The following is an 18,586-nucleotide window of genomic DNA, read 5'->3' as shown; positions in this document are numbered from 1 at the left end:
GTATGAGACGAATCTTCTCGTATATTGATCACATGGATGTAGCGGTGATCGGTGGGAGCCTGGCCGGGTTGCAGGCGGCGTTGACGCTGGGACGGGCGCGACGGCAGGTGGTCGTGTTCGACGACGGGCAGCCGCGGAACCGGCCGGCTGAGCATGTGCACAACTACCTGGGCGCCGAGGATCCGGCGCCGGGTGAGTTGCTCGCCGCGGGGCGACGGCAGGTCGCGGCGTACGGCGTCGAGTTCCGGGACGCGCGGGTCGAGGACGTGACCGTGGACGACGAGGGTTTCGTGGTCGACGGGATTTCGGTTCGGGCCATCGTGCTCGCGACCGGGTTGCGGGACGAACTGCCGGATGTGCCGGGAGTGGCTGACGGTTGGGGCCGGTCAGTGGTGGCGTGCCCGCACTGTCACGGCTGGGAGGTCCGGGATCAGCCTCTGGTGCAACTGGGAATGCGCGGGGCGCCGGATCGGTCGGTTGCTCGAGCCTTGTTGCTCAGCCGGTGGAGCGAGGATGTCGTGCTCTGCACTGACGGGGACGAGCTTTCGGACGCCCAGCAGGATCGGTTGGCCGTCGCGGGGGTGAAGGTCCGGACCGAGCGAGTGGCGAAGGTTCTTGCGCCGAAGGTGGAGCTCGAGAGCGGAGAGGTGCTCGCGCCGGCGCGGTTGTTCGTCGTGGTGCGGCAGCATCAGCAGAGCGATCTCGCCGAGCAGCTCGGGTGTCAGGTCGCGGAAGGCGCGGTCGTGGCGGACGAGGGCGGCCGTACGACGGTGCCCGGCGTCTATGCGGTCGGTACGACGGCGGCCCCCGCGCTGCTCGCGATCGGGGCGGCGGGTCATGCGAGTACGGCGGCTGTCGCCGTACACAACGACCTTCTGGAGCTAGACCTGGGCGGCGGGTGGTAGCCGCGTCGGGTCGGCGATCGGCCAGTCGACCGGCGGTGTGCTGAGCACGTCCAGTTGCAGGAGGCACCAGGGCGACAGGTCGGGGACGTCTCGCAGTTCATGCCACTCGACCCAGCGGTACGCCGCGACCTCGGCCGGGTTCGGCGTGGGGTCGCCGGTCCACCACACCCGGTAGACCGGGCAGATCTCGTTCTCGACGATGCCGGTCGGCATCTCCGCGCGGTACCGGAACTCGGGCAGCACGAGCTCCACCGAGTCCACGACGATCCCGAGCTCGTCGGCCAGCCGTCGCCGTACCGCGTGCTCGACCGGCTCGTCCGGAAGTGGGTGCCCGCAGCAACTATTGGTCCAGACACCCGGCCAGGTCGGCTTCTCGAACGCGCGCTGGGTCAGCAGCACCCGGCCGGCCGCGTCGATCACGTAGCTGGAGAACGCGAGATGCAACGGGGTCGACGCATGGTGGACCGTTGCCTTCGCCTCGGTCCCGATCGCGTGCCCGCCCTCGTCCACCAGCACTACCCGCTCGTCACTCACGCCCCTGAGCTTAGAGGGGTCTGCTAATCTGAGCCCGTGATCAAGCGACGCGTGGCATATCGACCGGCTCTGGGAGGAGCCGGTATTCGGTAGTACCCGCACTCGCTCCACCCAGAGCCTCCGAGGCAGGAACCGTCCGGTTCCTGCCTCTTTCCGTTGCCGGAGGCACTGGCCGGGTGCCTCGTCCTGAGAGGAACCTCATGAACGCTGTGATCGAGCGATTACGCCGTACCACCGACACCGTCATCGGCGCCGACGACCTGCGCGAGCGGCTGGATTCCGGGCGCCCGTTGCGAATCAAGTACGGCGTCGACTGCACCGCTCCGGACCTGCATCTCGGCCACGCGGTCAATCTGTGGATGATGCGGCAACTGCAGGACCTCGGGCACCGGGTCGTGTTCCTGCTCGGCGACCTCACCACCCGCGTCGGCGACCCGACCGGCCGCTCCGAGACCCGGCCCGTCCTCACTCCCGCGCAGATCGATGCGAACGCGGCGTCGTTCCTGGAGCAGGTGTCCCTTGTCCTCCGCACCGATCCCGAGGTGTTCGAGGTACGGCGGAACTCCGAGTGGTACGACGGGATGCCGGTCGCGGAGGTGCTGAGCCTGTTCGCACAGGTCACCCAGGCGCAGTTGATGAGCCGGGATATGTTCCGCGAACGGGTCGCGGCCGGGCGGGAGATCGCCGTACACGAGCTGGTCTACCCGGTGCTGCAGCGACAGCTTCGCGATGCAGAGCGACCTGACCATCGTCGGGTCGGACCAGCTGTTCAACGAGCAGCTGGGACGGCACTTCCAGCAGCGGTTGGGGGCACCGCCGCAGGTCGTGATCACGACGACGATCACGCCGGGTATTGATGGTCGGGCCAAGCAATCCAAGTCGCTGAACAACTACATCGGGCTGACGGACAGTCCGCGGGACAAATTCGGGAAGCTGATGAGCATCCCGGACGACCTGGTCGAGCCGTACGCGCGGGTCTACACCGAGTTGCCGCTCGACACGGTCGCGGCGCTTGCGGACTCGGCAACCTCGGGTGGTCCGGCGGCTCGCGACGCGAAGCTCCGGCTGGCCGCGGCGGTGGTCACGCGGTACCACGGGGCGGGGGTGGCTCGGTCTGAGTTGGCGGGGTTCCGGCAGACGTTCTCGGATCGCGGTCAGCCTGCTGAAATGCCTGGCGTTGTTGTGGGTTCCGAGGTCGAGACAGCTTTTGACCTGTTGCGTGCGGTTCGGCCGGATGACAGCAACTCCGAGTTGCGTCGGCTGATGCGGCAGGGCGCGGTCACGATCAACGGCGTACAGACGGATGATCCGGCTGCGCCCGTCGACCTTCGCGGCGAGGTCGTACTGAAGTCAGGTGCTCGCACTTGGCACCGGATCACGCGACAGTAGGCCGGTGGAATTCAAGACGGTTGAGGCCTTGGTCAGCGTTGGCGCCCGGTACGTCGGCCGGGCGCCGGCGTTCGACGTGGAGCCGGGGTGGTGGTCTGAGGTCGAGGCGATCAACCGTCGGCTCGAGGAGCTGCTCGGGGTTCGGACCGTCGTACTGCGGCTGGTGCATGCCGACGAGGCGGAGATCGGACGCGGCGGGCGGGCTGTGTATCACGTCGAGGCGTTGGGCGAGGTGCGTTCCGGCGTACTGGATGAGACGCCGTTGGCTGATTGGGATTCGATCGTCGCAGCCGAACCGCTGCGGGCGAGTTGGGCCGAAGTTGGTGGGCCGTCGCGGTTGATTGCGTGGGCTCAGAGCGTTCTCGGACCGGGTGACGGTGTGCAGGTGAAGACTTGGAATCTGTCGTGTCTGGTTCGGTTTCCGGATGCTTGGGCCAAGGCGACGAGTCGGTTCGGGAGTATTGACGCGGACGTCATCGAGCATGTGCGGCGGTACGACGAGACGCTGGCGCCCGCCGTACTTGCATCGTCGCGTGAGGATCGTTGGTCGTTGCTCGCTCATGCGCCGGGGACGGACTGCTGGGAGCCGGACCGGCCTTCGGTCGAGAGCGTCGTGAGTCGATGGGTCGGCGCGCAGGCCGCGCTCGCCGCGGAGGTCGATGAACTCGACGCGCCTCGGTTGCTGCCGGCTTCTCTGGCCGATGAGGTTGCCGCTCTGATTCCGCGGGTTGCATTGTCCGACGAGGAGGTGCGCAGTCTGGTGGACCTGGTCGATCGGCTGCCCGCGATCGTCGATGAGCTCGAGTCGGCGGGGTTGCCGATCACCTTGGTGAACGGTGACTTCCACCCCGGGAACTGGCGGTCGGACGGTACGCGGCGGGTGATCGTCGACTGGGCCGATACGTTCGTGGGTCATCCGGCGACCGATATCAGGCGGCTGCTCGACTTCTTGCCGGAGTCGAAGCGCTCGCATGCGGGCGACGTGTGGTCAGCGGCTTGGCGGCGAGAGCTCCCGGGGTGTGAGCCGCTGCGGGCGCTGCAGCCGATGAGTGTGTTGGGGCCGCTGACGTACGCGCTGATGTACCAGCGCTTCCTCGACAACATCGAGCCCGACGAACGGATCTACCACGAGGACGACCCGGGCATTTGTCTGCGTGCGGCCCTGCGCATGTGTCAGGGTTGAGCGGTGACGATCCTGATTACGGGTGCTACTGGAAACGCCGGCGGCGCCGTCGTGCAATCGCTGGCAGAAAAGGGCATCCCGGCCCGCGCGCTGATCCGCTCCGAGAGGGCGCTGCCGGACGGGATCGAGCCTGTCTTCGGCGACCTCAACCGGCCGGACACCTTCGTGGAGGCGCTCACCGGCGTCACCGGAATCTTCCTGCTGAGCGGGTACGACCGGCTCGAGGAATTGCTCACGAATGCAGTAAATGCAGGGGTTCGGAAGGTTGTGGTGCTTTCGAGCAGCTCCCTCGACGGAGAGCTGACGAACGCGGTCGCGGCGTACCACCATGCAACGGAGGAAGCGGTCCGGGCGACTTCGTTGGACTGGACCTTTCTGCGCCCGAACTCGTTCATGTCAAACACGTTGCGCTGGCTGGATCAGCTCAGGGTTGGCGACGAGGTCCGGGTGCAGTTCCCGGACGTACCGGTGTCGACGATCCATCCGCGCGACATTGCGGATGTTGCGGTGGCGGCTTTGCAGGGCTCGTCGGATGGCGAGGTACTGCGGCTGACCGGGCCGGTCGCGCTGACTCCCGTGGAACAGGTGCGGATTCTCGGCGAGGGCATCGGGCGAGGGCTGACGGCGTACCCGATGAGCCGGTCCGAGACGCATGATGCGCTGCTCGCGTCGATGCCGGCGCCGTACGCAGCCGCCATCGAGTCCTTCTTCGCCGACGGCACCATAGACGAAACATCGGTCAACAACACAGTCACCCAGGTCACCGGCCAAACACCCCGCACCCTACAAACCTGGGTCCAGGAAAACGCCGAACTGTTCTCCTAGTACTTCGATCAGCCCGCGCGGGTGGTACTGCGGACAGCCCACCGCGGTACTGCGGCCAGCCCTCGCGGTGCTACGCGCGGCTCGTTCCTCGCCGTGCTCCGCGCCGCCCCACCCACCCCCCGGGCTCATCGCCCGGAGCATCCTTTCCGGCTATCGCCGGACGTGCGCGCTGCCGCGCGATCGACCGCCATGTGGCGGGGCGTGCTGCGGACGGGTGAGGTGACTGCGGCACCTTGGACAGCTGCCAGCCCATCGCGGTGCTACGCGCGGCCCCGCGCCCGCTCGACAGCTGACTGCGGTCGGGCCGGGCTGGTGCGGACCGATCCGCACGGGGTACACAGGGGTAGTCGTGGGTCGACGCGCGGCTGGGGCCGGGGCGGGGCGTGGTCGGGACGCGGAGTGGAGGCCCGGGGGGACGGGCGGAGCCGTGATCGGGGTCGACCGACGGGTGGTGGGGCGGAATGCGCGCCGCACCCGGAACCACGGTCCGCTCAGGTGAACCGCCCGCGCCCCACCACCCGGCGGTCGACCGCGCGATAGCGCGCACGTCCGGCGATAGCCGGAGAGGATGCTCCGGGCGATAAGCCCGGGGGTGGGCGGGTGCGGCGCGTAGCACGGCGAGGGACGAGCCGCGCGTAGCACCGCGATGGGCTACTCCTTCAACGCGTTCAAATACTCCGTGGTGGTGCAGACCTCGCCGATCCGTGAGAACACGTATGAGACGGCGAAGTCGTGGGCTGAGCCATCCAGTCCCGTCATCGCGTCCGTGATGAAGAACGTTTCGTAGCCGAGGTCCGACGCCGCACGGCCCGTGGACTCGACCCCGAAGTTTGTCGCGATGCCGGCGACGGCCACGTTGGCGATCCCCCGCGACTGCAGCTCCGAGTCGAGAGGTGTGCGGCCGAAGGCGCCGATTGTGCGCTTCACGATCTCCAGGTCGCCGGCCTGCGGTACGACCTCCGCGGCGAACCCGCTCCCCTCCGGCTGTACCTCGACCCCCGGCCTTTCGACCCGGACGTTCACCACCAGCCCACCCGCCGCGCGCGTCGCCGCGGCCAGTTCGACGGAGCGCTCGACCACAGCTGCACCGGTCAGCGGAGCGGTGTCGAGCGCGATGATTCGGGGCATCAGGTCGACGAGGATGAGCGCGGTACGACGGGACTCAAGAGGATTCACACGCCGAGCCTAAAGTGCAGTACGGGCCCGCTGCCCGGGTCTCTTGCCGGGCGCGCGAGACTTGGTCCGCACACAACTCGAGACTGCGGGAGATTCGATGAGTTCTGCCAAAGCCCAGATCGGTGTCACCGGCCTTGCGGTGATGGGCCGCAACCTGGCCCGGAACCTCGCGCGCAACGGGTTCAGCGTCGCGCTGCACAACCGCTCCCAGGCCCGCACGGACTCGCTGGTCGAGGAGTTCGGCTCCGAGGGCACCTTCGTCCCGTCGACGGACCTGGCCGGCTTCGTCGAGTCGCTGGAGCAGCCGCGCAAGGTCATCATCATGGTCAAGGCCGGCGCGCCGACCGACGCGGTCATCGACGAGCTCGTGCCGCTGCTCGACGAGGGCGACATCGTCGTCGACGCGGGCAACGCGCACTTCCTGGACACCCGGCGCCGCGAGAGCGCGCTGAAGGAGAAGGGGCTGCACTTCGTCGGCAGCGGCGTGTCCGGCGGCGAGGAGGGCGCGCTCAACGGCCCGAGCATCATGCCGGGCGGCTCCCCGGAGTCGTACGCGGCGTTGGAGCCGATGCTGACCAAGATCTCCGCGCACGTGAACGGCGAGCCGTGCTGCGTGCACGTCGGTCCGGACGGCGCCGGCCACTTCGTGAAGATGCTTCACAACGGCATCGAGTACGCCGACATGCAGCTGATCGCCGAGGCGTACGACCTGCTCCGGCACGTGCTCGACCTGTCCCCCACCGAGCTGGCCGAGGTGTTCCGCGACTGGAACACCGGCGACCTCGAGTCGTTCCTGATCGAGATCACCGCCGAGGTGCTCAGCCAGACCGACCCGACCACCGGCGGCCCGTTCATCGACATCGTCCTCGACCAGGCGGAGCAGAAGGGCACGGGCCGCTGGACCGTACAGTCCTCGCTCGACCTGGGCATCCCGGTCAGCGGCATGGCCGAGGCCGTGTTCGCGCGCTCCCTGTCCGGTGACGTCGTACGGCGGGAGGCGGCGGCCGGCGTACTGCCCGGTCCTGCGAACCCGAAGCTGGACGTCGACCGGCAGGCGTTCATCGACGACGTACGGCACGCGCTGTACTCGTCGAAGCTGGTTGCCTACGCGCAGGGCTTCGACGCGATCCGGGCGGCGAGCGACGAGTACGACTGGGACATCGACCTCGGTGCGATGGCGACGATCTGGCGCGGCGGGTGCATCATCCGGGCCCGGTTCCTCGACCGCATCAAGGAGGCGTACGACCGGAACCCGGACCTGCCGTCGCTGCTCGTCGACGACTACTTCAAGGAAGCCGTCGCCAACGGGCAGGAGGCATGGCGACGGGTGGTGGCCGCCGCCGCGACGGTCGGCGTACCGGCTCCGGGGTTCTCGGCAGCGCTGTCGTACTACGACGGCCTCCGGGCCGAGCGGCTACCGGCTGCGCTGATCCAGGGTCTGCGCGACCTGTTCGGTGCGCACACCTACAAGCGCGTCGACCGTGAGGGCAGCTTCCACCTGGAGTGGTCGGGCGACCGCTCCGAGAGCACCCAGTAGACAGCCACCGCCGCTACGCACAGGAAGCCGGCCGCTCCGAGGCTCGCCACGTTGAACCCGTGGACAGCATCGGAGTGGGCGGCGACCGTGCCCGCGACTGTGCTCAGCAGTGCCGTCCCGAGTGATGCGCCGATCTGCTGAGAGGTCATCACCATGGCGCCGGCCACTGCAGTGTCGGGGCCGGCGCCCAGGGTCGCGGTGCTGTTGGCCGTAATCAGGACCCATCCGGTCCCCAGACCGACCAGCAGGAACACCGGCATGACGTGCAGCCAGTAACTGCTGTCTGCCCTGAGCAACCCGAGCAGTGCGAGGCCCATGGCGATGGTCAGCAGTCCAGGGCAGATGAGAGACCGCACCGGCGCCTTGGCCAGCAGCCGACTCACTGCGCGCACTCCGACCATCAGCCCCACCGTCAGCGGCAAGAACGCCAGTCCGGCCTTCAGCGGTGAGTTGTGCTGGATGTTCTGCAGGTAGAAGGTCAGGAAGAACAGCGCGGCGAACATGCCGATCGCCAGGCTGAACACAGCCAGGTAGGAAGCACCGCGCCTGCGGTCCGCGAGGACCCTCAACGGCAGCAGCGGGTACTTCGAACGCGCCTGCACCGCCAGGAACGCCGCCAGCAACACCACTCCACCTGCAAGCGACGCGTACGTCGCTGGCGCGCTCCACCCATCCGACTCCGCCCGGGCGAACCCGAACACGACCGCCATCAAACCTGCAGTCGCCAGCAACGCACCTAGTACGTCGACTCGCACCCCACTAGCGCGCGGGACCGGACGTACGGCGTACAGCACACCTCCCGCTGCCAGTGCGGCGATCGGGAGGTTGACGAACATGCACCACCGCCAGTCCAGGTACTGCGTGAGCACGCCGCCGACCAGCACGCCCAGACCGGACGCACTGCCCATCGCCGTCCCGTAGATCCCGAACGCCTTCCCACGCTCAGCCGGCAACGGGAACGACGCCGCCAGCGTTGCCAGCACCGCCGGTGTCAGCAGTGCACCGAAGACCCCTTGCAACGCACGCCCCGTCAGCAACATCGCCGGTCCGGTCGCGGCCCCGCCAAGCGCCGAGGCCGCCGCGAAACCGGTCAGCCCGACCAGCAGCGCACGCCGCCGCCCGATCAGGTCGCTCATCCGCCCACCGAGCAGCAGCAATCCGCCGTACCCCAGCGCGAACAGCGTGATCACCCACTGTCGCGCCGGATCCGACATCCCCAGATCCCGCTGCACCGACGGCAGCGCGATATTCACGATGGTCAGATCGATCCCGACCATCAACTGCGCCGTGGCGACCGCCCCCAACGCCCACCACCGCCGGGCGTCGACCTCCGGCGCCGCGACCTGTCCCTTGAGTTCGCTCATCATCATCCTTAAGTGAACAGCTGTAGTGCTACGACTGTAGGGCAACGTCCGTTGCAATACAATCGGCTTTATGGACGCTGGAACGTCGCGCAGCCGGAACCGTCGCGGGCAAGGGGAACTGCTGCGGCAGGAGATCATCGACGCCGCGTTGCGAATGCTGAACGAGCTCGGCGACGACGAGGCGCTCTCACTGCGCGCGGTCGCTCGCGAGGTCGGGATCGCGGCAACCTCGGTCTACATCCACTTCGCCGACCGCGACGAGCTCGTCTTCGCAGCACTCGAGCAGTCCACGACCAACCTCCTCCGCGACCTCGGGCAGGCAGAGGACAGCGCCGGAGACGATCCGGTACGGCGACTACGCGCCCGACTCCTCTTCCTCGGCACATGGGTGCGCGAGTACTCCGGCCTCTACAAGGTGCTGCACGAGAGCACGCTGAACCGGCGCATGCACCTGGTCTTCAAGGAGGAGTTGTCGACGCGCGCGACCGCCGCCGTACAGGCCTGTATGGACGCCGGCCTGGCACCCGCGGACGACGCGGCTGCCGTGGCGCTGGATCTTCGCGCCGCCGTGCACGGCGCGGTCTCGATCCGGATCAACGAGCCGGAGGCCGACCTACCGCCGCTGGCAGACCAGATCGACCGCTTCCTGGTGAAGCTGGTTGGCCTACGAATCGAACATGTGTTCTAATAGTCACACAGCGCCAGTCCCAGAAGGAGATCGCCGCAACGATGACTGTAGACACTCTGGCAGTAGAGACACCGTCCGACCTCGCCGACACTCCCGACCTGATCAACCCGTCGGCAGCTGCGCCCGAAACGACACCTGAGGCCACCTCGGCTCCGGTCGAGGCTCCCAAGCCGAAGAAGGCGCCGGCGAAGAAGGCTGCCGGCAAGAAGGCGAAGACCATCGAGCTCACACTCACCGTCACCGGGACGGCGGACGGCGAGTGGCACGCCGAGCTCAAGCAGGGCACGACGTACCTGGCCCGCGACCTGGCCGTTGCCGCGGCCGCGGTGTCCCGCGCGGCCAAGGAGCTGCACGAGGACCTCTCGACCCCGATCGACGAGGTCATCGAGGAGGCCCGCTCCCAGCAGGCCGCCAAGGTGGCCGCGCTCGAGGCCGAGCTGGAAGCCGCGAAGAAGGCTCTCGCCGACCTCGACTGAGGCCGCACCTGAGCTTCACGAGATCCCGACGCAGGACTCCCCGTGGTAGTCACCTTCCCTGATCACCACGGGCAGCAAATGCAGAACCCGTTCGCAACCGTGTGAGGTGGTTGCGGACGGGTTCTGGGAGATCTACTGGGCTTGGGTAGTCAGCACGATGCGCAGGTTCGCCTGCGGCTGGTGTTGCCAGGCATCCTCGGCCTGTTCGAGCGGGAACGTCTCGATGATCGGCCGGATGTTCTTCAGCACCGCGAAGTTCAACGTCTCCTCGGAATCCTGAGCCACCCCGGAGTACCAGCCGGACACCGACAACCGTCCCTCGGACAACGCGTGACCGGTCACCTGGATCGGATCGCTACCTTCGAGGACGATCAGTTCACCGTTCGGCCGCAGGCCTTTGACCAGGTCCGACTGGAGATCAGCGCGAGAGACGGTCGCGAGTACGACGGCCGCGCCGCCGATCGCCTGGAGCGCCTCGCCGGCGTCGCCTTCATTGCTGTCGATGTACTCGTCCGCCCCGAGCTGACGCGCGAGCTTCTCCTTGTCCCGGCCGCGGTTGATCGCCACCGTCCGGAAACCCATCTTGTCGGCGAACTGGATCGCCAGGTGCCCGACACCACCGACACCCTGCACCGCGATCGTGTCCCCCGGGCCGGCCTTCGCGTGCCGGAGCGCGTTGAACGCGGTGATCCCGCCACACATCAACGGCGCCGCGTCCTCGAACGACAACGCCTCCGGGATCCGCGCCACCGCGTCCTGCGGCGCGACCATGTACTCGGCGTACCCACCGTCGTACGACGTGCCGACGATCGTGCGGCTCACGCAGTTCGTGAAGTCACCGCGCCGGCAGAACTCGCAGGTGAAGTCGACGCCACCGGACCAGCCGACGCCGACCCGCTGACCGACCTCCCAGACCGTGACGCCCTCGCCGACCGCGTCCACGACGCCGGCGATCTCGTGCCCGGGGATCCGCGGCAGCACAGTGCCGAAGAGCGCGTTCCGTGGGATCGCGTCACCGCCGCAGATCCCGCAGGCGTGCACCTTCACCCGGATCTGCCCGGCCTTCGGCTCCGGGATCGGCACATCGGTCACCACAAAAGGGCCACCGGCCTGCTGGACCTGGGCCGCCCGCATGGTTTCAGTCATTTCTCGTCTCTCCTCAGTGCATTCCGCCGTCGGCAACGATCTGCTGGCCGGTGATCAACCCGGCCTGATCACTCGCGAGGAAGGCCGCGATCCCGGCCACGTCCTCGGTGGTGCCCAACCGCCCGATCGGCACCATCGCGATCAGGCTCTGCTTGTACTCGTCGTTCGCCGGGTCGGTGAAGATCCCCGCGCCGTCGATCGGCCCCGGCACGATCGTGTTCACCGTGATCCCCCGCGGCCCCAGTTCGAGCGCGAGCACGCGGGCCAGGTAGCCGGTGGCGACCTTGCTGGTGCCGTACAGACCGACACCCAACTGCGGGACCGTGGTGGTGTTCGACGAGATCGTGATGATCCGGCCGTTGTCGGCGATCCGGCGGGCCGCCTCGCGCAGGACGAAGTACGGACCCTTGGTGTTGACCCGGAACAGCAGGTCGAAGTCCTCCTCGGTGACGTCGGCGACCGGGACGTTCACCTTCTCCATGCCGGCGTTCGCGACCACGATGTCGACCTGGCCGAACTCGTCCACCGTCGCGTCGTACAGCCGCTGGATCCCGTCGACCTGGGACACGTCGGCGGCGACCGAGATGGCCTGCACCCCGAGCGACCTGGCAGCGTCGAGTACTTCGTTCGCGGCGGACTCGTCGCGCGAGTAGTTGACCACGACGTTCGCGCCCTGGGCGGCGAGGCGGAGCAGGATCGCCCGTCCCAGCCCCTTCGACGATCCGGTGACGAGCGCCGTCTTTCCCTTGAGCGTCATCCTTCTTCTTCTCCGTTCGAGTGGCCTGCCTCGATCGTCCTGCGAGATCGCGGCGGGTGGAAACAGAGACTTCTTGGCGAGGGCACAACGAATCGTTGTGGCACGATGGCTGGGTGGATGCGAGGACGGCGTGGATCTGAGCCTGCGGCTGCTGCAAGCGCTCGAAGCCGTTGCGGCCGAGGGCAGCATGACGCGCGCGGCCGGAGTCCTGAACCTGACACAGCAGGCAGTCAGCGGGCAGATCCGTCAACTGGAGCGGGTGGTCGGGACCCCGCTGGTCGAGCGGCGCCCGACCGGGATCGAGTTGACCGCGGCCGGTGAGGTCGTGCTCAAACAGGGTGCGGCGCTGTTGTCGTCCGCGGAGGCGATGGTCACCGAGGCACGGTTGACGGCGACAGGTCGGCCGGATCCGCTGCGGATCACGTTCAAGGCGCAGAGCACGGCACACTTCATGCCCGCGGTCGAGGCTGCGCTACGACGGGGAGTGCCCGAGGTCGACGTACGGCCGATCTCGTCGCACACGTTGCCGGACGAGATCGCCGCGCTGGTCGAGGGCCGGGCGGACGCGGCGTTCCTGTGGTTGCCGATCGGCGACGATCCGCGGTTCACCGTTCACCCGCTGCTCGAGGAAGAGCGCTGGGTCGCGCTGCCGCCGGGACATCCGCTCGAGACGCGTACGTCGTTGTACATCGAGGATCTGGCCGACGTACCGGTGGTCGGGCCGCGGGACGGGATGCCGGAAGCGGTGGTGAACTTCTGGTTCATCGACCCGCGTCCGGACGGCGGTCGCGCGATCTTCGGCCCGCAGGCGCGGACACCGGAGGAGTGCCTGCATCTCGTCGCGGCCGGACACGGCTGCTGGATCGCGCCGGCGTCGACCGTCACGTACTTCGCTCACCCCAAGCTCACCTGGCTGCCGCTGGTCGACGCACCGCCGAACGTGCTGGCCCTGATCTGGCCCAGACACAGCGCGAACCCGCTCCTGCACCGGCTCCTCGAGGAGACCCGTCGCGCACTGGATCCCTTGCCAACGGCAACGACCTAGCTCAGAGCGGTCGTGAGCGTGATGGTGAGCAGGGTCATGGCTGCCATGACGGCGATCAAGGTCCAGCGGGCTGCGGCGTTACTCATGGATTCATGGTCGGCAGCGGGATCGCCGGTGGGAATGGGTGAGCCCGGGTTTCAGGGGACGCTCCGGGGTGTGCTCCGGTGAAGTCCTGACCGCCTGGGCACGGGTCACCACCTCGGGGAACAGGAAATGAACGGGGTGTGACCGAAACGGCACGCCGCAGCTGTGGGCGGGCGTGGGTGGTTGGCCTTACCGTGGGTGACCTGGGTCCTCTCCTTGGCCCTGATCTGTTCGAGCGATTTGACCGCTCCGGGGTGAGAAGAGGTCAGATGAGCACTTTTCAGGACTTGGGTTCGCTGCTGCTGGTGCGCGGCGCCGACGAGATCGACCACGCTGGGGGAAGCCTCTACGTCCACTTGCATCGGGTCGCCAAGCGCCTCGGCTCCCTCGGTGCCTCCGACACCTTGGTGCTCGCCGGCCTCGCCCACGCGGCGTACGGGACGGACGGCTTCCCGACCCATCTCTTCGACTGGCAGACCGAGCGACCGGTCCTGGAGTCGGTGATCGGCACCGAGGCCGAGCAGATCGTCTACCGGTACGGCGCCTGCGACCGCGAGACCACGTGGCGCGATCTCGCCGAGCACCGCACGGTCACCGACCGCTTCACCGGCACGTCGGAAGAGCTCGGCACGGCGGACCTGCGCGACTTCGTCGATCTCACCATCGTCAACGAGCTCGACGTCCTCGACAACGATGCCAAGCGCGCGGTCAAGCTCGGCCCGTTCCTCACCGAACAGGTCCCGCGCTGGCAGTCCATTGCCTCCCCCGCCGTCCTCACCGAGTCGCAGCGCATCCTGCAGCTGTAACACTGGGGGCGTGAAACGGTTCCTGTGGCGGGGGGTCCTGGGACTTCTCGGGCTCTGGCTGATCGTCACCGCGGCATCGCTCGGTTACAACCTCGCCACCAACGGGACCGCCGCACCGCCTCCCGGGCTGAAGTACGTGCAGACCGGCGACATCAACACCCGCTACGAAACCTGGGGTACGTCGGGCACACCCGTCGTACTGGTCCACGGCGCAGCGGAATCCGTCGACACCTGGTCGCGCCTCGTCCCGCTGCTTGCGACGAACCACCGCGTGTACGCGTACGACATCACCGGCTACGGGTACTCCGAGCGCAAAGCGCTGTACACGGTCGAGCATCTCGCGGCGCAACTGCTCGGGTTCCTGGAGGCGATGCACCTCAGCGGGCCGGGTGAACCGCGGCCGATCCTGGTCGGGCACTCGCTCGGTGCGGGCGTCGTCGCCGAGGCGACGTTGGAGGCGCCGAGCCGGATGGCCGGGATCATGTTCCTCGACGGTGACGCGCTGCCGTTGCCGGGCGGGCAGGCCGGGCCGCCACGCTGGCTGATCGTTCCGCCGTACCGCACCTCGTTGTTCCGGCTGGTGCTCGACCAGGGGTGGCTGCTGAAGAAGATCTACAACAGCGTCTGCTCCCCCGACTGCCCGGCGATGAACGTCGACGACTGGACCCGCCCGTTCCGGCAGCCAGGGGCCGAGAAGGCGGTGTGGCAGATGACCGCACATGGAATCCCGGCCGTTTCGGCTGATCGCCTGGCCAAACTGCGCGATCTGCCGATCCCGAAGTCGGTCGTGTTCGGCGCGCTCGACACCAACGGCGGCAACGCGACCGAGACCGCGACCCGCATCGGCGCCCCCGCGCCGACGCTGATCCCGAACGCCAACCACCTCACGCTGATCTCCAACCCGACCGAGGTGGCCGCGGCGATCAACGCACTCCATTGATTCCTGGAAAACGTCGGTCGGCCGACGGATGATCGGGATATGGCCCGTTACGAAGTGGTTGCGCGCGCGAAGACCGATCGACGACTGTCCGATTCCGACTACCTCGAGCTCGCCCTCAAGTCCTGGTCACTCGACAAGGGCATGCGGTTCCAGCGGGTCGAGGACCTCCCCGACGGGACGATCGCGATCGTCCTCCAGCAGAACCTCTCGCCGCGCAAGCACGACGCCGCGTGCGCGATGGCGAACCGTAGCCTGGCCCAGCTCGGCATCCCGGCCAATCAGGTCCAGCAGATCGACCTGCACCGGATGACCCGCAAGGGCGGCCGTGCGCTGGTCCGCTCGTGGGTCGGCCCGGGCAACCCGCCCGGCCCGGGCACCGCCGGCGACCGTGAGCCGCGGCACCCGAAGCCGATGCCTCCGCACCTGAAGGCCGCGCGCGACCTCCCTACGGAGTGAAGACCTCGAACCGCGCGCCGAACTTCGTCCCGAGCTGAGTGCCGGTCGGACGCGAGACGCCCTCGAGGAACTCCTCCGGGTCGAACGCGCGGTTCAGCCCGTCGATGTAGGCCTGGTGCGCTTTCAACGACTGCAGGCCGAGGTCGAAGGTGTCGGTCGTGTCCACGCCGTGCCGCGAGTTGGGTGAGCCGGCCGCCCAGACCTGCCGTACGCCGTCCCACTTGTCGCCGGCGTCCGGGAAGATCCACCGGTTGGCGGCGTCCCGGACCGCGTCGATCGTCGCCCGGCCGGTGTTGATGTGGTCGGCCTGGTTCAGCGCGACGTCGCCGTCCCAGGTGTCGCGGAAGTTGCCGGTGATGACGATCTCGGGCTGGTGCCGCCGGATCGCGGCGGCGATGAGGCGCCGCAGCGGTACGCCGTACTCGATCGTCCCGTCGGGCTGGCCGAGGAACTCGACCGACGACACCCCGACGATCTGGGCCGACTCGATCTCCTCCGCTTCCCGCAGCGGTCCGCACTCGGCCGGGTCGACGCCGTCGATCCCCGCCTCGCCGGACGTCAGCAGGCAGTACGCGATCTGCTTCCCCTGGCCGGTCCAGCGCGCGATCGCGGCCGCCGATCCCCACTCGAGATCATCCGGATGCGCGACAATCGCCAGCGCCTTCTGCCAATCCTCGGCCAATGGCTCGAGCCCCTCCGCAGCATTCATGCCCGCAGGCTATCGCCCGCCGAAGCATCAGCCGAAGACTTGACGGGTGTAGGCGTTCTCGAAGGTCCGTTGCGGGTCCAGGCGGTCGCGCACAGCGAGGAAGTCGTCGAAGTGCGGGTACCGCGCTCGCAGGTCGGTCGCGGTGAGCGTGTGCAGCTTGCCCCAGTGCGGCCGCCCGTCGTACTCGGCGACGATGTCTTCGAACGCCTGGAAGTACGGATCGTGCGGCAACCGGTGGTACTGATGGATCGCGATGTACGCCGTCTCGCGCCCGGACGCAGTGGACAGCCAGATGTCGTCCGGCGCAGCCACCCGGACCTCGATCGGGAACGGGATCCGCGACCCCGACGTGTCGATCCAGTCCCGCAGCCGGCGGATCACCTCGACCACGTGCTCCCGCGGTACGGCGTACTCCGACTCGCGGAAGATCACGTTGCGCTCGGAACAGAACACCTTGTACGACGAATCGACGTACTCCCGGGCCGACAGCGCACGCGAGGCGAGCTGGTTGATACGCGGAACCATCGCGGGCCTTCGTACTGCGAGCCGGTTCGTCAGCTCGAAGACCTTGTTGGACAGCAGCTCGTCGTCGACCCACCCGCGGATCCGGCCGACCGGCGACGCGTCGACGCCCGCGGCGACCCGGTTGTTGCGCTTGGTCAGCGCGATGTCGGTATGTGGGAACCAGTAGAACTCGAAGTGATCGTTGCCCTCAGCAAGCTCATCGAACCCGTCGAGTACTTCGGCCAGCGGCAGCGGCATCTCCTGCGCGCGCAGCAGGAATGCCGGCACGCACTGCAGGGTCAGCGAGCTGATCACGCCGAGCGCGCCGACCGAGACCCGGGCCGCGGCGAAGATGTCCGGATTCTCCTCCGGCGAGCAATGCAGCACCGAGCCGTCCGCTGTGACCAGGTCGAGAGCGACGACCTGCGTGGCCAGCCCGCCGAGCCGCGCGCCGGTGCCGTGCGTGCCGGTGGAGATCGCTCCGGAGATCGTCTGCTTGTCGATGTCGCCGAGGTTCGCCATCGCGAGGTCGAATGCAGCCAGGCCTGCGTTGAGCTTCCGCAGGCCGGTGCCCGCGCCGACCGTCACCCGGCCGGACGCCTGGTCGGCATGCGTGATCGCGGACAGCCCGTCGAGACGGATCATCACCCCTTGCGGCACCGAACAGCCTGTGAACGAGTGCCCCGAGCCGACCGCCTTGAGCTTCTTGCCCTGCTCGGCGGCGGACTTGACCGCAGCCGCGAGCTCGTCGGTCGACCGCGGGCGCAGGGTGTCGATCCCGGTCGCCGACTCGGTGCCGGACCAGTTCCGCCAGGTGCTCATCCGAAGTTCTTCCCTTCGCCGCGGTAGGTGAGGAGTTCTTTCACCTCATCACTCGACCCGTCCGAGCCGATCGCGTGCACGACGTCGAACCGCTCCAGCATCTCGCCTGCCTTCGCGTAGCGCATCCATACTCTGTCGCCGAGATTCAGCCGATCGGCTGATTGTCCCTGGACCGGAGTCTGCACCTCACCGGCGCCTTCGGTGCCGAGCAGCTTCAGGCCGGACGGCCAAGCAGGCAAGGGCAACCGCGACTTCTTCGCCGGCCCCGACGCGACGTAACCGCCGCCGAAGAGCGTGGCGATGCGGGGCGCGGGACGGCGTACGACGTCCAGGGCGTACGCCATCGCGTGCTCCGGCTGAAAGATGTCGTACTTGTCGAAGAGGGTCGGGCCGTAGAGACCGGAGCCGGCAGTGACCTCGGTGACCGACGGGTCGGCGCTGCTGATCTCCAGGCTGCCGGTGCCGCCGCTGTTGACGATCCGGAGCGCCGCGACCTGCTTGACCGCGTCAACGACCGCGCCACGGCGATCGGCGAGCTCGGCAGCCGAACGCCGCTTGACCCAGCGGACTGCCGGCGACGTGTCGGGCAGGCCGGCGATCTGGGCCTCGTAGAACATCACGCCGGTCAGCTCGAACGAGTCGTCGGCGGCGACGGTCCGGGCGAGGGCCGCGACGTCGGCGGGTGTCCGCAGCGGCGAACGGCGTACACCGAGATGCTGGCCGAAGACGCGGAGCGAGGCGTCGACGTCGAGGCAGACCTGGATCCGGGCGGTGCCGGTCGCGGCTGCCTTGATGTACGCGAGGTGCTCGGGCGAATCGATCATCAGCGTGATCCGGCCGGCCGCTTCGGGGTCCTCGGAGAGCTCGCGCAGAGCGGTGCGGTTGGTGGTCGGGTAGCCGAGGAGGATGTCGTCGACGCCGTTGCGCGCGAGCCAGAGCGCCTCGGGGAGTGCGTAGCTCATCACGCCGTGGAAGCCGGGGCGCTCGAGCGCGGCGGCGATCAGGGCGCGACAACGGACCGACTTGGAGGCGATCCGGATCGGCGTACCGCCTGCGCGGCGGACCAGATCGTCCGCGTTCCGCCGGAAGGCGTCGAGATCGATCACCGCGTACGGCGCATCGAGGCCCGCGGTCAGGCGGGCATACCGGTCGAAGTCACCCATAACCGGAGTGTAGGTCACGAAATACTGAAAGGTAATACAACTTCTGTGGGAATCGCTTGCAGGAGGGACTTCGGCGC

18 protein-coding genes and 1 pseudogene are annotated in these 18,586 nt (G+C 68.1%); 11 read left to right on the top strand and 8 right to left on the bottom strand.

Features of this window, described 5'->3' with window-relative positions; genetic code table 11:
* Positions 1 to 32: 32 nt before the first annotated feature.
* Positions 33 to 905, top strand: coding sequence for an NAD(P)/FAD-dependent oxidoreductase (locus tag FDA38_RS07555; protein ID WP_170989617.1), 873 nt, complete (start codon positions 33 to 35; stop codon positions 903 to 905).
* Here FDA38_RS07555 and idi read toward each other — a convergent pair.
* Positions 882 to 1,439 (bottom strand): isopentenyl-diphosphate Delta-isomerase, encoded by a 558-nt coding sequence (idi, locus tag FDA38_RS07550; RefSeq protein ID WP_137253311.1) that lies wholly within the window; start codon positions 1,437 to 1,439, stop codon positions 882 to 884. The genes FDA38_RS07555 and idi overlap by 24 nt on opposite strands.
* 200 nt (positions 1,440 to 1,639) lie before the next feature.
* Between idi and tyrS the strand changes: the two are divergent.
* From tyrS to FDA38_RS07535, 3 genes and pseudogenes are all read left to right on the top strand, one after another.
* Positions 1,640 to 2,828, top strand: a pseudogene (gene tyrS, locus FDA38_RS07545) (tyrosine--tRNA ligase).
* Between the two features lie 4 nt (positions 2,829 to 2,832).
* Positions 2,833 to 4,011, top strand: coding sequence for an aminoglycoside phosphotransferase family protein (locus FDA38_RS07540; protein ID WP_170989616.1), 1,179 nt, complete (start codon positions 2,833 to 2,835; stop codon positions 4,009 to 4,011).
* A gap of 3 nt (positions 4,012 to 4,014) precedes the next feature.
* The gene (locus FDA38_RS07535; RefSeq protein ID WP_137253309.1) at positions 4,015 to 4,836 is read left to right on the top strand and encodes an NAD(P)H-binding protein; all 822 of its coding nucleotides are present in this window, start codon (positions 4,015 to 4,017) and stop codon (positions 4,834 to 4,836) included.
* A gap of 651 nt (positions 4,837 to 5,487) precedes the next feature.
* On the opposite strand, the gene FDA38_RS07530 is transcribed toward FDA38_RS07535, so the two are convergent.
* The gene (locus FDA38_RS07530) at positions 5,488 to 6,012 is read right to left on the bottom strand and encodes an isochorismatase family protein (protein ID WP_233714576.1); all 525 of its coding nucleotides are present in this window, start codon (positions 6,010 to 6,012) and stop codon (positions 5,488 to 5,490) included.
* Positions 6,013 to 6,109: 97 nt separating this feature from the next.
* On the opposite strand from FDA38_RS07530, the gene gndA reads away from it, so the two are divergent.
* On the top strand, positions 6,110 to 7,549 hold the full coding sequence (gndA, locus tag FDA38_RS07525; RefSeq protein WP_137253308.1) for an NADP-dependent phosphogluconate dehydrogenase: 1,440 nt from the start codon (positions 6,110 to 6,112) through the stop codon (positions 7,547 to 7,549).
* On the opposite strand, the gene FDA38_RS07520 is transcribed toward gndA, so the two are convergent.
* Positions 7,477 to 8,913 (bottom strand): MFS transporter, encoded by a 1,437-nt coding sequence (locus FDA38_RS07520; RefSeq protein ID WP_202877577.1) that lies wholly within the window; start codon positions 8,911 to 8,913, stop codon positions 7,477 to 7,479. The genes gndA and FDA38_RS07520 overlap by 73 nt on opposite strands.
* Positions 8,914 to 8,983: 70 nt before the next feature.
* Between FDA38_RS07520 and FDA38_RS07515 the strand changes: the two genes are divergently transcribed.
* The gene (locus FDA38_RS07515; protein WP_137253306.1) at positions 8,984 to 9,601 is read left to right on the top strand and encodes a TetR/AcrR family transcriptional regulator; all 618 of its coding nucleotides are present in this window, start codon (positions 8,984 to 8,986) and stop codon (positions 9,599 to 9,601) included.
* 41 nt (positions 9,602 to 9,642) lie between these two features.
* Positions 9,643 to 10,077, top strand: a complete 435-nt coding sequence (locus FDA38_RS07510; RefSeq protein WP_137253305.1) for a DUF6319 family protein — start codon at positions 9,643 to 9,645, stop codon at positions 10,075 to 10,077.
* A gap of 132 nt (positions 10,078 to 10,209) precedes the next feature.
* On the opposite strand, the gene FDA38_RS07505 is transcribed toward FDA38_RS07510, so the two are convergent.
* Positions 10,210 to 11,223, bottom strand: coding sequence for an alcohol dehydrogenase catalytic domain-containing protein (locus tag FDA38_RS07505; RefSeq protein ID WP_137253304.1), 1,014 nt, complete (start codon positions 11,221 to 11,223; stop codon positions 10,210 to 10,212).
* Positions 11,224 to 11,236: 13 nt separating this feature from the next.
* The gene (locus FDA38_RS07500; RefSeq protein WP_137253303.1) at positions 11,237 to 11,980 is read right to left on the bottom strand and encodes a glucose 1-dehydrogenase; all 744 of its coding nucleotides are present in this window, start codon (positions 11,978 to 11,980) and stop codon (positions 11,237 to 11,239) included.
* 97 nt (positions 11,981 to 12,077) lie between these two features.
* Here FDA38_RS07500 and FDA38_RS07495 point away from each other — a divergent pair, with 97 nt between their 5' ends.
* From FDA38_RS07495 to FDA38_RS07480, 4 genes are all read left to right on the top strand, one after another.
* Entirely contained in the window at positions 12,078 to 13,025 is a 948-nt protein-coding gene (locus FDA38_RS07495) for a LysR family transcriptional regulator (RefSeq protein WP_137253302.1), read from the top strand.
* Between the two features lie 353 nt (positions 13,026 to 13,378).
* Positions 13,379 to 13,915: a DUF6817 domain-containing protein gene (locus tag FDA38_RS07490; protein WP_137253301.1), complete on the top strand. Its 537-nt coding sequence runs from the start codon at positions 13,379 to 13,381 to the stop codon at positions 13,913 to 13,915.
* Positions 13,916 to 13,925: 10 nt separating this feature from the next.
* Positions 13,926 to 14,855 carry an alpha/beta fold hydrolase gene (locus tag FDA38_RS07485; protein WP_170989615.1) on the top strand — a complete coding sequence of 310 codons (930 nt, stop codon included), beginning with the start codon at positions 13,926 to 13,928 and terminating at the stop codon, positions 14,853 to 14,855.
* 39 nt (positions 14,856 to 14,894) lie between these two features.
* Positions 14,895 to 15,311, top strand: a complete 417-nt coding sequence (locus tag FDA38_RS07480; protein WP_137253299.1) for a hypothetical protein — start codon at positions 14,895 to 14,897, stop codon at positions 15,309 to 15,311.
* Here FDA38_RS07480 and FDA38_RS07475 read toward each other — a convergent pair.
* Genes FDA38_RS07475 through FDA38_RS07465 form a run of 3 tightly spaced genes read right to left on the bottom strand, consistent with a single transcriptional unit; the run spans position 15,301 to position 18,509 of the window.
* Positions 15,301 to 16,020, bottom strand: a complete 720-nt coding sequence (locus tag FDA38_RS07475; protein ID WP_137253298.1) for a PIG-L deacetylase family protein — start codon at positions 16,018 to 16,020, stop codon at positions 15,301 to 15,303. The genes FDA38_RS07480 and FDA38_RS07475 overlap by 11 nt on opposite strands.
* Positions 16,021 to 16,047: 27 nt before the next feature.
* Positions 16,048 to 17,346 carry a D-arabinono-1,4-lactone oxidase gene (locus FDA38_RS07470; protein WP_137253297.1) on the bottom strand — a complete coding sequence of 433 codons (1,299 nt, stop codon included), beginning with the start codon at positions 17,344 to 17,346 and terminating at the stop codon, positions 16,048 to 16,050.
* Positions 17,343 to 18,509, bottom strand: a complete 1,167-nt coding sequence (locus tag FDA38_RS07465) for an amino acid deaminase/aldolase (protein ID WP_137253296.1) — start codon at positions 18,507 to 18,509, stop codon at positions 17,343 to 17,345. The genes FDA38_RS07470 and FDA38_RS07465 overlap by 4 nt, the downstream gene beginning before the upstream one ends.
* Between the last annotated feature and the right edge of the window lie 77 nt (positions 18,510 to 18,586).

The organism is Kribbella jiaozuonensis, assembly GCF_005233875.1.
Taxonomy (GTDB): Bacteria; Actinomycetota; Actinomycetes; order Propionibacteriales; family Kribbellaceae; genus Kribbella; species Kribbella jiaozuonensis.
Note: the sequence above shows the minus strand (reverse complement) of the source record. Positions and strands in the feature narration are given on the sequence as shown.